This window comes from Variovorax sp. 10N420 (genome assembly GCF_056394705.1).
The window spans coordinates 353,802-367,453 of sequence record NZ_JBFTIJ010000001.1; the positions used below are offsets into that span (position 1 = coordinate 353,802).

10 protein-coding genes are annotated in these 13,652 nt (G+C 63.9%); 2 read left to right on the plus strand and 8 right to left on the minus strand.

The features are described from left to right. Positions 1-304 precede the first annotated feature (304 nt). The 3 genes from AC1DEK_RS01660 to AC1DEK_RS01670 form a co-directional block, all read right to left on the minus strand. Positions 305-1,624, minus strand: a complete 1,320-nt coding sequence (locus tag AC1DEK_RS01660) for a TolC family protein (RefSeq protein WP_478123974.1) — start codon at positions 1,622-1,624, stop codon at positions 305-307. 1,058 nt (positions 1,625-2,682) lie between these two features. Further along, positions 2,683-3,927 carry an HlyD family type I secretion periplasmic adaptor subunit gene (locus tag AC1DEK_RS01665; protein ID WP_478123450.1) on the minus strand — a complete coding sequence of 415 codons (1,245 nt, stop codon included), beginning with the start codon at positions 3,925-3,927 and terminating at the stop codon, positions 2,683-2,685. Beyond that, on the minus strand, positions 3,924-6,269 hold the full coding sequence (locus tag AC1DEK_RS01670; RefSeq protein WP_478123451.1) for a type I secretion system permease/ATPase: 2,346 nt from the start codon (positions 6,267-6,269) through the stop codon (positions 3,924-3,926). Before AC1DEK_RS01670 ends, AC1DEK_RS01665 begins: the two co-directional genes overlap by 4 nt. A gap of 395 nt (positions 6,270-6,664) precedes the next feature. Here AC1DEK_RS01670 and AC1DEK_RS01675 point away from each other — a divergent pair, with 395 nt between their 5' ends. Both AC1DEK_RS01675 and nth read left to right on the plus strand, forming a co-directional pair. Then, on the plus strand, positions 6,665-7,369 hold the full coding sequence (locus tag AC1DEK_RS01675) for a response regulator (protein WP_478123452.1): 705 nt from the start codon (positions 6,665-6,667) through the stop codon (positions 7,367-7,369). A gap of 219 nt (positions 7,370-7,588) precedes the next feature. Then, the gene (nth, locus tag AC1DEK_RS01680) at positions 7,589-8,227 is read left to right on the plus strand and encodes an endonuclease III (RefSeq protein ID WP_478123453.1); all 639 of its coding nucleotides are present in this window, start codon (positions 7,589-7,591) and stop codon (positions 8,225-8,227) included. Here the strand turns inward: nth and AC1DEK_RS01685 are convergent. From AC1DEK_RS01685 to AC1DEK_RS01705, 5 genes are read right to left on the minus strand one after another with little or no spacing between them, the layout of a single operon-like run. After that, positions 8,200-8,796 (minus strand): histidine phosphatase family protein, encoded by a 597-nt coding sequence (locus AC1DEK_RS01685; protein ID WP_478123454.1) that lies wholly within the window; start codon positions 8,794-8,796, stop codon positions 8,200-8,202. The genes nth and AC1DEK_RS01685 overlap by 28 nt on opposite strands. A 12-nt stretch (positions 8,797-8,808) precedes the next feature. After that, positions 8,809-9,606 carry an adenosylcobinamide-GDP ribazoletransferase gene (locus AC1DEK_RS01690; RefSeq protein ID WP_478123455.1) on the minus strand — a complete coding sequence of 266 codons (798 nt, stop codon included), beginning with the start codon at positions 9,604-9,606 and terminating at the stop codon, positions 8,809-8,811. Then, the gene (cobT, locus tag AC1DEK_RS01695) at positions 9,603-10,646 is read right to left on the minus strand and encodes a nicotinate-nucleotide--dimethylbenzimidazole phosphoribosyltransferase (RefSeq protein WP_478123456.1); all 1,044 of its coding nucleotides are present in this window, start codon (positions 10,644-10,646) and stop codon (positions 9,603-9,605) included. Before cobT ends, AC1DEK_RS01690 begins: the two co-directional genes overlap by 4 nt. A gap of 4 nt (positions 10,647-10,650) precedes the next feature. Next, on the minus strand, positions 10,651-12,120 hold the full coding sequence (locus AC1DEK_RS01700) for a cobyric acid synthase (protein ID WP_478123457.1): 1,470 nt from the start codon (positions 12,118-12,120) through the stop codon (positions 10,651-10,653). 54 nt (positions 12,121-12,174) lie between these two features. Next, positions 12,175-13,650, minus strand: a complete 1,476-nt coding sequence (locus tag AC1DEK_RS01705) for an efflux transporter outer membrane subunit (RefSeq protein ID WP_478123458.1) — start codon at positions 13,648-13,650, stop codon at positions 12,175-12,177. Between the last annotated feature and the right edge of the window lie 2 nt (positions 13,651-13,652).

Consider the following 13,652-nt stretch of genomic DNA (forward strand, 5'->3'; position numbering starts at 1 on the left):
GACACGGCAGCCGCCGGGCTGCTGATCTACCTGTATTTTTTACGAGGGGCCCTGGAAACGGCATGGGACCGGTTTGGTTCTGGATAGGACTGGAACGAAATCCGGGTCTATTGCGGGCGTCGGTTGAGAGTCGCGAGCAATAGTGCTCACGCGTTATTTCGATTGGCGAAACAGGCGGGCATCTGGGATTTCGCCTCTCAGCCGTCGATGGCCAGAGCGGGCGTCACGCTCAAAAAAGGCCGCCAGCCAGAAAGGAAGGCGGCCCATCACGAAGCTCTGCACACGTGCGGTTTGATTCGTCGGTTTAATCGCTGGTGCGGCCCGTCGTCAGCCAGTCAACCAGCGCACCCGCAGTCGCGTATTCGCGCAGCACCGCCGCGTAGCCATCGAAACGGTTCGTCACTTCATTCACGCCGTTGCCGTAGTGATCGTTCTCCGCGGTCAACACATCGAGCAGGGTCCGTTTGCCCAGGTGGTACCACTGTTCGAAGAAGGCCTTGCGCACCTGATCGGTCTCGCCGGAAAGTCGTTCGTACTGGTCCGCGCGGCTGAGCATGGTGTGCGCATCCTGATGCGCGGCACGAATGCCATATTCGAGGTCACGCCGCTGCTGATCGAGGCGCTGCCACGTGGCCTGTGCCCGATACCCGGCGGCAGCCGTCGCCGCCTTCGTCGAACCGCCGCGGAATGCCGCCCAGTTGAGCGTCAGCATGGTCTGGGCGCCCCGTTGTCCCGCGCTCCCACCTCCGAAGCCGGTATTCGCACTGACAACCCAGTTCACCGTCGGGAGACCCGACGCTTTCACCACCTTGGCATTCAGGTCGGCCGCACTGGCTTCGGACTGAATCTGAGCCAGGCTAGGGTGAGCATCCGCCTGCTGCAGGAGTTGCGGCAGATTGCCCGGCCGTATCGGCCAGTTGCGCGCGCGTGGAATCGGCGGTGCGTTCTCGCCCACCAGTTTTTGCAGCTTCAGTTCCGCATCGCGCACCCTGGCCTCTGCGGAATCGCGCGCGGCTTCAGCTTGCAGCAGACGCGCCTTGGCCTGCGTGAGTTCGCTGCCGCGACCGCGATCGACTGCCACAATTTCACCCAGCATTTTCACGAGCGTGGCCATGCGCTCGACGAATTGCTGGCTCAGCTCAACGATCTCGCGTTGCTTGCCCAGCTCGACCAGCGTGCCCGTCACCTCGAACGCATTCTGGTCGCGGGCCACGGTGTAGTTGCTGCGCGCAGCGTCCGAGAGCTGCTCACGGCTTCCAATCGTGTTCTTGGTGCGGCCCCAGTCGTACACCGTCGTAGTTACCGTCGCCGCCACCGCATTGCCGTTGTTGCTGCCATCTCGATTGGGACCGAATTGCAAACCCTGCGTTTGCGAGCCGATGTCCACTTGTGGCCACCGCAGGCCTTTGGCTTCGTCGACGTCTGCATTCGCGGCTTGGTAGGTGGCATACGCCTGCCCCACTTCGGGACTGCGCTTCTCTGCCTCCTCGACGGCGCGCAGGAAGATGCGGCGCAGCGTGGCGGAATCCATCGACCCGCTACCGGTACGGGACGGTTGCGTGTCAAGCCACTGTGCGAACGTCGCCGGGGGCGTGCGGCTTACCGGCGTCGACGGCTGCTTCACCTCGGCCAAAGTCGATCTCAGCGCACTGGTGGCATCGCTCCCCAGCGCCTGCGTTGGCGGTTTCGTCGGCTGTGCCGCTTGCGGCGGCACCAGTGGCCGGGGCGCGCCCTGCTGTACAGAACGCAGATCTTCAGCACGTCCCGGTGCGCCAGCGAGGCTGGCCTGAGCCTGCGCGGCTTCGCTCCCTGCCAGGGCGAGCAACACCAAGAGTGACGAAACCAGCCATGCCACGGGACGGGTGGGCAAACCAGGGGGGCCGTCCTCGTGGGTGAGGGCTTGCCCCGTAATTTGAATCTCAGGAAAAATGTCTTGAGTCATGATCGGAACCGGTTAATTGATTGTGTGTGGCGCGGTAGCCGAACCGGAATCTCGACTCACAGAACGATGAAGCAAATCTCGTTTAAGGGTCTATTCGGCTACTTCGCGGTGACTTGATGAACGAAACACGAAATTTCGTACCGGCTCCAATTTTCGAAAAATCAGTCATGCCGCGAAATCGGACGGCCTCACCGGCATGGCAAGACCAGTACGAATTTGCATTGCCTTCCTAACGAAATAGAGGATTGCGAAGCCAGTGTTCTGAAAGTGACCTTTGGTGCGGTATCAGGCTGCAAAAAATCCTGACCGCAACAAACCGTCGCAGACGGGAGTTGTTCGATATAGAAAAATGATGGCCGCCTTTGCGGAACCGGACGCGGTCCCGCGAGTTGGATGGCGGTCAAGGAACGGGTCTGCAGCGCTACGGCTGGCGCACCGACGCCCGACTACACGAAGGGCTTGTCTACCTCGAGGATCTGCGTGACGAAGCGACGACGACGGAGTGCATTGCCTCGTGCTTGACCTGATGACCTCTCAGGGAAGGTCTAAGACAACGCGCACGTCGTGGTCCCGAAAAGCAGCCGCGCGAATATTGCGCCCCTTGACGGACCGCGACCAGTTGACGCCGGTCGAACTCGACGACTGCACACCACGAAATCGTCTTTCGGAAATCTGCACAGCAGCGAGCCGCTCCGTTCAAGGGTGCCCCGCCGCAGCAACGCGGCACGGCTACACCTCGATTAGCGCTCCCGGAACGCTTCACGAGCCTTGAAAATCGGCTTCAGAATGTAGTCAAGAATGGTTTTTTCACCGGTACGGATCTCGGCCGTCGCCACCATCCCCGGCAGGATGGGCAGACTATTCCCGCCTGCCTGCAACACACTCGAGTCCGTCAGCACAAGCACGCGGTAATAGGTTGCATCGGCTCGGCCCGCCGCGGCCTTCTGGTCGTCCTTGAGGGTGTCGGGGCTGATGTGCTCAACCTTGCCCGTCAGGCCACCATAAATGCCGTAGTCGTAGGCGGTGATCTTCACCGTGGCCGGTTGACCGGGATGCAGGAACGCCACGTCCGCAGGCTTAATGCGGGCCTCCACGAGCAACTGGTCCTCCAGCGGAACGATTTCCATGATGTGCTCGCCCGGCTGGATGACCCCACCAATCGTATTGAAGCGCACGTTCTTCACCGTGCCGTACACCGGTGCCACCACCGTCGTGCGCTGCAGGACATCGGCGCGTCCCACTACGGTTTCGCTGGTTTGCGCCAGTTCCAGTTCCAGCTTCGTCAGCTCCGAGTTCGCATCGGCCTGAAACTTGTTGCGCCGCTCGACCATCTGCGAGCGCAGGTCGTTTGCCTGACGGCGCATGCGAAGCAGTTCGACCTCGGACAGCAGTCCCTTGGCCGCCAGCGGCTCGGCCAGACCAATTTCCTTGCCCGAGAGCGAATAGCTCTTTTCCAGCGCCGCCACGCTGTCGTCGAGCGCACGACGTCGCGCGTTGTGGGCGAGCGTCTCCTGCTTCACGACCGCAGGCACTGCTTTCACGTCGTCCGGAAACGTCAGCGGTTGGCCGTACGCCTCGGCGCGCAAACGCGCAATCGTCGCCTTCAGGCCGACTGATTTGGACCACGCTTCTCGATAGCTTGTCTGGGCACGCGTGGGATCGATCTTTGCCAGCACCTGGCCCTTCTTGACGATATCGCCTTCGCGTACATCCAGTTGTTCGAGAATCCCGCCCTCGAGACTCTGGATGACCTGTTCGCGGCTTTTCGAAATGATGGTGCCCTCGCCAAGCGTGATCTCTTCCACGCGCGCAAAGTACGCCCAGGTCAGACCACCAGCCAGGACCGCGAGAATTAAGTAAAGCACGATCATCGAGCCCGGCGTCGACTGAGTGAGCAGCGATTCCTGGATGTCGCTCATGAATGCGGCGTCGGCTTTGCCCAGCTTCGCCTTTTTGGCGCCGCGTCTGAAAATGTTGAAGTTCATTGCAATCCCTTGTTCGGCATGCCTGCCTGCGAGTTACCCGCTTGCGCCGCGGTGGCCGGCACTACTTTTTTGCCGGCCATGATCCTCATACCCGTAGTGGCGGCCACGACGCTTGGCGCGGCGCGCGGCTTTGCGCGCGTCTGCGCTCCATCCATCGGTGCCGGCCCGCTCGTACCCGACAGTGCGGCGAGGATCCTGTCCTTCGGACCGTCGGCCACGACTTTGCCTTCCTCGACCACGACAATCCGGTCTACCAGCGCCAGCAGGGAGGGCCGATGTGTCACCACAACGATCGCCTGCCCAGCGGTTGCGCGCGCCAGGTGCTCAAGGAAGACCGCCTCGGTCTGGGTGTCCATCGCGCTTGTCGGTTCATCGAGCAGCAGAAGCTGCGGCCGGGCGAGCAGGCTGCGTGCCAACGACACCAGTTGACGCTGGCCCCCTGAGATGCCCTGTCCGCCTTCTCCGATTGGAAGATTGATGCCCTGGGGATGGCGGCTGGCGATCTGGTCAAGTCCGGTCAGACGGATCACGCGCAGAAACTCGTCGGCGCTCGCTTCTGGTCGGCCGATCATCACGTTTTCGCGCAGGCTGCCGTGAAAGAGACGCGCGTCTTGGCCCACGTAGCCCACGGCCTTGCGCCAGTCGGCCAGATCAATCTGCTCGACGTCCAGACCGCCCGTGAACATCTGACCTCCGACCGGTGCGTAAAGACGCGCCATCACACGCAGCAAGGTCGATTTACCGCTACCAATGCGGCCCAGGACGGCAACCCGTTCCCCGGCCTCGATGCTCAGGTTGACGTCCTTCAGAACCGGCGGACTCGGTTGCGTCGTCTGCGCGGGGTACGAGAAGCAGACGTCCTTCAAGGTGATTTGCCCCGAGAGCGGCGGCTTGGGTAGATACGTGCGTGACGGATCTCGATCGACGGGCATCGCCATCAGGCTGTTCAACGAATGCAGCGCGGCCTTCGCCTGCTGGAAGCGCAAGGCCAGTCCCATCACTTGGCTCAGCGGTGCAGTAATACGGCCGGCCAATATCACGGTACCGATCAGCGCACCTTGCGTCAGCTCGCCTGCATCAATCAAGTACACGCCTAGCACAACCAGCACCACCGTCTGCAGCTGCTGCAAGAAAGTGATGAAGCTCGTGGCCTTGCTGGAAATCTGGCGCGACTTCATCGACGAGGACGCAGCCATGGCGCTAAAGGTCTCCCAACGCTTTTGCATGTGGCCTTCGCCACCCACCGCCTTGAGGGTTTCCAGGCCCTCCACCGACTCGATCAGCACGCCCTGCTTGAGCGACGCCTCATTGAGGTTATCTTTCATGATCCGGGCAAGCGGCCACTGCACGAACAGACTCGCCCCGATGATCAGTGGGATCATCAGCAATGGCACCCAGCCGAGCGAACCGCCAACCGCGAACACTACGCCCACGAAGACCAGCACGAACGGCAGATCGGAGATCGCCGAGAGCGTCGCGGAGGACGCGAAGTCGCGCACCGACTCGAACTCGCGCAGTTGGTTGGCGAATGAACCCGCCGACGCCGGCTTGTGCTCCATTCGGATCGAGAGCGCCTGCCGGAACAGACGCGTGCCCATGACGAGGTCAGCCTTCTTGCCGGCCACGTCCAGCAAATGGCTGCGGACATGCCGCGAGATCCCTTCGAACAGCATCGCAATGCCCACCCCGATCGCCAGCGACCAGAGCGTGACGTAGGCTTGGTTGGGTACCACGCGGTCGTACACATTCATCGTGAAAAAGACGGTGGCAAGACCCAGCACATTAATCAGCAACGCGCCGAGCGCCGCACTCGCGTAGTAGCGCCGATAACGCCACAGCGTGCCCAGCAGCCAGTGACCGGCCGGCTCGCCGTTGTCTCCCTCGCGCAGTTCGACCCGAGCCGTCGGCTTGACCAGAATGGCGTAGCCCGCATAGATCTCATCCATTTCTTCTTGGGTGTACTCCACCGGCTCGGGGCCGAATTCCGGCACCATCACCTGATACAGAACGCGGCTTTTGGCTTCGTTGTCCGGGTTCGCCCGACGGCCTAGCAGAACGCAGCCGCCCATGCGGCGATGCAGCAAAATGACCGGCAGCACGTGCCCCGGCAGCAATTGCAGGCGGCGCTCCACCAGGCCCGCCGTAAGGCCCGCATTTGACAGGGCATCCAGCGCCAGTGACGGCGCAAGCATGCCGCTCTTCGGCAGCCCGGCGGTCAGTGCCTCCGCCGTCCTGCCACAGCCGTAGCGCTCGCAGATCCACATCACGGAACCGAGGAGGCCATCCTCGTTGGTGAGCGCCTGGGCCGCGGCCTGCATGTCAGGCAAAACGTCTTGAGTCATAATCGGAACCGGTTAGATTGCTCGTATGTGGCGCGATGATTGAACCGAAACCGGCCACGCAGAACAATGAAATAAGATTCGTCGTTCAAAGGGTTTCGGCTAAATTCGCGTGACTTGATGAACGAAGCATGAAATTTCGTAAGGGCCCCAATTGTCGGAAGATCAGTCACCCGGCGAAATCAGACAACGGCAACGGCGGGGCAGGACCAGTACGAATTTGCCTTGCGTCTGTCTCCCCTGTGCTGATTCCAGTGCCCAGCGGGTTTTTTACCCGTTACGTTCATACCCCCCCACCCAATGCAATACGGTTCAAGTCCGTCAAGTCCGATGTCTTCTGATTGCGGGCACGTTGCAAAAACAGGTCGTTATGCTCGACAGATAAAGGACGCCCCGAAATGGACGATCTCTCCATCCGCGTCATGCTTGCCGATGATCACCCCTTCATCGTTGCCGGACTGCTCCACCTGCTTAGAGAAGATCGCACCCTGAAGATCGTTGGCACCTGCGCGAACTCGACCGAACTGATCGCGGCACTCGGCACCCAGCCATGCGATGTGCTGGTGTCCGATTACTCCATGCCGGGCGGTGAGTACGGTGACGGCATTACTCTGTTTTCTTTTCTGCGGCGCCGATTTCCGGCCATGCGGATTGTTGTGCTGACGATGGTCGACAACGCGGGGACCATCCGCTCCCTACTCAAGCTTGGCATTCAGTGCATTCTCAGCAAGGCCGACGGGCTGAGCCATTTGCTCGCTGCGATTCACGGCGCGTATGCGCAGGGTCGTTATTTTTCTCCCAGTATTTCGGGAATCGTCTGGCAACTCGACGTCGAAACGCAAACCTCCAGTAGCCGGGCGCTCACTCATCGCGAATCCGAAGTGATCCGGCTCTTCGTATCAGGGCGTTCGGTCAACGAGATCGCGGCTGAGCTCAAGCGCAGCAAACAGACCATCAGCTCACAGAAATCCAACGCGATGCGTAAGCTCGGGGTGGCGAACGACACTGAATTGATCAAGCACTCTATTGGCACGGCGCTTGCCGCCATACCGGACGACGGCCCGCGTGAGCCGCCAGACACGGCGCAGTCACACGGGGCTTAACGCGTGCAGGCGAGGGGCGGAACGGACGATTCCGCCTGCCGACAGGTCAACGCGAGGCAATCGATCCCCTCTTCGAAATGTGCACAAATCCAGGGCTCGCTGCTTGGTCGAGCAGACGCTCCGTGACAGGCAGTGTGAGCCTCACACGCGCCGGACAGCCTTGCCTCAGCGGTTTCAACGCACCGGGAGTTTGTCGTACTCGCCCTAAACTTCGGCCACATGAAAAAAGCCGAGATCGAACCTTTCTTCGCGACGCTCCAGGCCGCAAATCCCACCCCCGAAACCGAACTCGAATACAGCACGCCCTTCGAGTTGCTCGCCGCCGTGCTGCTGTCGGCGCAGGCGACGGATGTGGGCGTGAACAAGGCGACGCGCAAGCTTTTTCCGGTCGCCAACACGCCGCAAGGCATTCTCGACCTCGGCATCGAAGGGCTCGAGAGCTATATCAAGACCATCGGCCTCTATCGCAGCAAGGCGAAGCATCTGATGGAAGCCTGCCGCATGCTGGTGGAGCATCACGGCGGTGAAGTCCCGAGGACACGCGCCGAGCTCGAAGCGCTGCCGGGCGTCGGCCGCAAGACGGCGAATGTGGTGCTCAATGTCGCGTTTGGCGAACCGACCATGGCGGTCGATACGCACATCTTTCGCGTCAGCAACCGCACAGGGCTGGCGCCGGGCAAGACGCCGCTGGAGGTCGAACTCAAGCTGGAGAAGCGGGTGCCCGCCGAATACCGTTTGCACGCTCACCATTGGCTCATCCTGCACGGACGCTACGTCTGCGTGGCGCGCAAGCCGATGTGCTGGAAATGCGCGGTGGCGCCCTACTGCGACTACAAGCCCAAGACGCCGCCGCCCTGAAGATCCATTTCGCCAGGTTCGCCGAGTTCGATGCTCACGCACTCGCCGAACGCGATCGGTTGCGCGGGCCACTGATCCGATCGCTCGACGCATCGCATGCCGACTTGCAGCAGCCACACCGCGCGAATTACGCCGGCATGCGTGATCCAGATGGCGTCGCGCCCGCCTGCGCGCCATGCATCGAAGGCGTGCCCCACCCGCTGCATGAATTGGCGCGTGCTTTCGCCGGTGCCGCCGGCGTGCGTATCCGCGAAATCGCGGGTCCACGCCTCGAACTCGGCGGCGTCAATGGCGGACCAGGGACGTCCCTCCCAATCGCCGAGGTCCATCTCGGCGAGGCGCGAGTCGTGATTGGCTCGCAAGTCGGGCCGCAACCCGACGATGGCTTCCGCGAGTTCGGCGCAACGCGACAACGGCGAGCAAATCATCGGTGCGCCGACAGGCAAGTGCTGCGCAACGCGCTCGGCCGTGGCGCGCGTCACTTCAGGCAGCACCGCAACATCGGTGCGTCCATAGCAAAGGCCCTCGGCGGCAGTGGTTTGCGCATGGCGCACGAGCAGAAGCCTCATGCCTGCAGAACCTCATGCCTGCCAGGCCAGCGCGAGATAGATCGCCAGTTCGCAAACCTGCTGGGTAGCGCCCAGGCCATCGCCCGTGAAGCCACGAAGCCTACGCTTCAGCAAGCGCGCGATGTACAGCGCAGCCAGCGCACACAAGAGCATCGCCGCCAATCCCCGCGTCCATCCGAGCGCCGCCAGCAGCCACGCCGCCGCAGGCAGCGACCACGCAACACCGGCCAGCAACGCACCGCTGCCGATCGCATCGGCCAACGGCTTGGACTTGCTCGCCGCGCCTTCATCGCCGACATAGGGCAGCCAGCGAATCAGGAACAGGGGCGCAAGGCGCGAAAGCACATGGGCGCAGACGAGCGCCAGCGCCACCGTGGGCATGCCCTGCCCCGCCAGCGCCGCCAGCAGTGCGATCTTCAGGCCCAGCGCCAGCACCAGCGCGATCGCGCCGAAGGCGCCAATGCGCGAGTCCTTCATGATCTCCAGCGCCCGCACACGATCGACCGACCCGCCGAGTCCGTCCGCGCCATCGGCCAAGCCATCTTCGTGGAACGCGCCCGTCATCCACACGGTTGCCGCCGTCGAGAGCACCGCTGCCACCAACGCACCCGCCAAGCCCGGAAGCCCGACCTGCGCGACACAGAACACGCCCGCGCCGACCGCGCCCACCAGCCAGCCGACGCCCGGAAAATGCGCGGCACTCGCCCGCAGCATCGCGGGACTGAAACCGACCCATCCCGCCAGCTGTCCCGTGACCGGAACGCGCGTGAAAAACTGCAGCGCCAGCAAGAAGTGGCGCACGCCGTTCATGAGGCGTCCTGCCGCGAAACGCCCGCGGATTCGAAACTGGCCATCTCACGCAGGATGCGGCAGGAGGATTCGAGCAACGGCCAAGCGAGTGCCGCGCCCGAGCCTTCGCCCAGCCGCAAATCGAGTTTCAGCAAAGGCTGAAGCCCGAGGAAGTGCAACAGCAGGCGATGGCCCGGCTCCGCGGACTCGTGAGCCGCCACGCAACGCTGCACGACATTCGGGCGCAGCGCCTGCGCGACCAGAACCGCAGCGCTGGCAATGAAGCCGTCGAGCACGATCACCCGTCGCTCATCGGCCGCCTGCAACACGGCGCCCACGAGGGTGGCGATCTCGAATCCGCCCAGCGCCGCCAGTGCACCAAACGGATCGGTGGCCTCTGCATGCAGTTCAAGCACTCTCCGCAGCACCTGCCGCTTGTGGGCTCGGCCGGCGGCATCGAGCCCGGTGCCGGCGCCGGTGCAGGCGTCGATGTCCTGGTGGGTCAGGCGTGCCAGCAGCATGGCGGCGGCCGACGAGTTGCCGATGCCCATTTCACCCAGCAGCACCACGTTGCCGGGAAGTTCTCGCACGAGAGCCATGCCGTTGGTGATGGCCTGTCCGCACTGCGCCGCGGTCATGGCCGGGCCGACGGAGGCGTCCGCCGTGCCAGAGGCGATCTTGCGAATGAGCAGACCCTCGCGCGGATCGAAATCGTGTCGGACGCCGCAGTCCACCACGGTCAACGCCAGGCCGTGCTGCCGCGCGAGCACGCTCACGGCCGCGCCGCCGGCCAGGAAGTTCTCGACCATCTGCCATGTCACGTCGCTCGGGTAGGCCGAGACCCCCCGAGCCGCCAGCCCATGGTCTGCAGCGCAGACCAGCATCTGTGGCCGATCGAGCACCGGCTCTGAAGTGCCAAGGATGGACCCCAGCCGCACGGCCAAAGCCTCCAGCGCGCCCAACGCGCCGACCGGCTTGGTCTTGCTGTCCAGAAGGTGTTGCAGGCGCTCGGCCAGGGCGGTGTCGGCGATGTCTTCGACGGGGGGAAGGTTTAACGTCATTCGGTCATTCGATCAGGGAACGGAGCACACCCGGTTGAAAGTGGGCGTCGACATGGTCGGCGAGGCCATCGAACACGGTGTCCAGGGTGCGGGCAGCGACACCGAAAAGCGCCTGCAGCACCTTCGGATCCTCGAACAGGCCGTGCAGATAGAGCCCGAGCACATTGCCCGCCGTATTCTGCCAAGCCAGTTGGTCAGGCATGACGGCGACGGCGCGATCGCCCGCCGCAGCCATGGCCGCATGCTCGGCCGTCTGCCCGTGGTGAATTTCATAGCCGCGCACGATGATGCCCGACAGCGCAGCCCATTCGCCAGACACTGACGCGAAGGTGGCTTCGCGATGGCGCACGGTCTTGTCCGACGCGAACAGCGTGACCACCGGCAGCAGTCCGAGCCCCGGCCCGTTGCCATCGACGCCGTGCGGATCGATGAGCGCCTCGCCCAGCATCTGCAGTCCGCCGCAGACACCGAGCACCGCGCCGCCGCGCGCCGCATGTGCGGTCACCGCGCGGTCCAGGCCCTGCTGGCGCATCCAGGCCAAGTCGCCACTGGTGTGCTTGGAGCCGGGCAGGATGATCCAGTCCGCGCCCGCCACATCGGCAGGGCTGCGCGCCCATTGCAGTCGCACGCCGGCAATGTTCTTGAGCGGCTGGAACTCGTCGAGGTTGCTGATGCGCGGATAGGCCACCACCGCGATCGTGCGCGTCACCTCGCCGCTGGCGGTGCTGCGGTCATCGAACAAGCCGTCTTCTTCCGGCAACCCGTGCTGCCACCACATCGGGAGGGTCGCAACGGTCGGCACACCGGTCAGATCCTGCAGTTGCCGCGGCGCCGGCGCGAGCAGCGATTCATCGCCGCGAAATTTGTTGAGCACGAAGCCGGCCAGCAGGTCACGGTCAGCGGGCGGCATCAGCGCCCAGGTGCCGTAGAGGTGCGCGAAAGCACCGCCGCGATCGATGTCGGTCACCAGCAGGCAGCGCGCATTCACGTGGCGGGCAACGCGCAAGTTGACGATGTCGCTCGCCATCAGGTTGATCTCGGCCGGCGAGCCCGCGCCTTCGATGACGACGACGTCGTTCTCCGCGCGAAGCTCATCGAGCGCGCCGGCGATCTGCGGCCAGACGCGTTCGCTGCGCCCGCGCCACGGAAGCGCGGTCAATTCGGGGCTGACCTGCCCCAGCAGCACGACCTGGCTGTGGGTATCCCGCTCGGGTTTCAGCAGCAAGGGATTCATGCGCACGTCAGGCTCGGCGCGAGCAGCAAGCGCCTGGAAGTACTGAGCGCTACCGATCTCGCCACCCTGCACGACCCGCGCGTTGTTGCTCATGTTCTGGGCCTTGAAAGGCGCCACCTTGAGCCCCTGCCGCGCATACCAGCGACACAGCGCAGTTGCGATCCAGCTCTTGCCAGCGCCGCTGGTGGTGCCCAGCACCATGACGCAGCGGGCTCGAGGCCCTGGCACATTGGAAATCATGGGCGCGATTGTCCTTCACGTGAGCTGCGCAGGCTCGTCCGCCCATGACCCGTCTCAGCGCGCCGCGACGTGCGCGCTCGAATCCCCTGCAGCGACTTGCGTGTCCCAGCTCCCGCCCAAGGCGCGGATCAGGCTGACCGTCGCCTGGTATTGCGCCGAGCGCACTTGCAATGCCTGCCGACGGTTCTGCAGTTCCTGGCGGCGAGCATCGAGCAAATCGAGCTGGCTGACCAGCCCATTGCGATAGCGCGAATTCGACAGCGCCGTCGCCCTGGTCGCGGACGTCACCGCCCTGCCCTGCACCTGGGACTGTTCCGAAAGAATGCGCAGTGACGAGAGCTGGTCTTCGACTTCCCTGAAAGCCTCCAGCACCTGGGCCCGATAGCTGACGAGCGCACCATCGAGTTGCGCTGACGCGTTCTGCACCCCCGCCTCGCGCCGTCCACCATCGAAGATCGGCAAGGCGAGCAGCGCACCGATTCCCCACGATTTCGCCGACCAATTGAGCAGATCGCTGAAGTCGGACGACGCATAACCGCCGCCGGCCGTCAGTGCAATGTTCGGGAACCACGCAGCTTGCGCGACGCCGACGCGCGCCTGCGCTGCCAGCACCGACTTCTGCGCGGCGGAGATGTCCGGCCGGCGGGTCAGCACCGTCGCGGGCACACCAGCCGGGATCGTCGGCAATGCCGTCGACCAGCTCTCGGTCGTCACGCCGAACTCCGAGGCGTTGTCTCCGGCGAGGACGGCGAGCGCGTGTTCCAGTTCGGCCCGACGGCGATCGAGCGTGAGGCCATCGGACTCCGTGGAAGCGACTTCGGTCTCCACACGCGCAACATCGAGCTCGGCAATGTCGCCCGCTCGCTGGCGGCTCTGGGTGAGCTTCAGCGTGTCCCGGTAAGCCTCGACCGTGTCGCGCACCAACTCGCGTTCAGCGTCGACCGAGCGCAGCAGCAGATAGGTCTGAGCCGTTTCGGCCTCGATCAGCAGCCGCGTGCTCTGCAGCAGTCCCTCGCGCGAATCCGCATCAAGGCGCGCTGCATCGCTTGCTCGCGAGAGCTTGCCGAACAGATCGACCTCGTACGACAGATCGGCCCCCGCGGTGATGAGCGACGAGGGCTTCGGGCTCAGGTTGCGGTCCAGCCCGGCGCTGCGCACTCCGCCCGCCACTGCGCGAAGCTGCGGCGACCGATCGGCATCGGTGCTGCGAGCCAAGGCACGCGCTTCGGCAAGGCGCGCAGCCGCAGCCTGGATGTTGGTGTTGCGGGCGTTCGCGCTTTCGATCAGCTTGTCCAGCACCGGATCGTTGAAGGCGCGCCACCACTCACCGCGTGGTTGCGCCTCCGCAGGCTGGGTGCGCGTCCAGGCGCCTTCGCCGGGCTTGGCTGCCAATTCCTTGAACTGCGCTGGCGGCGTGAAGGATGGCGGCTCGGCCGGCGTGCTCGCGCAACCGGCGAGCACCAGTGCCGCGAGAAGCGGCAGCAATGCCGCGCGCCAAGGACTTGCGTTTCCTTGTGTCTTGTTTTTCATGA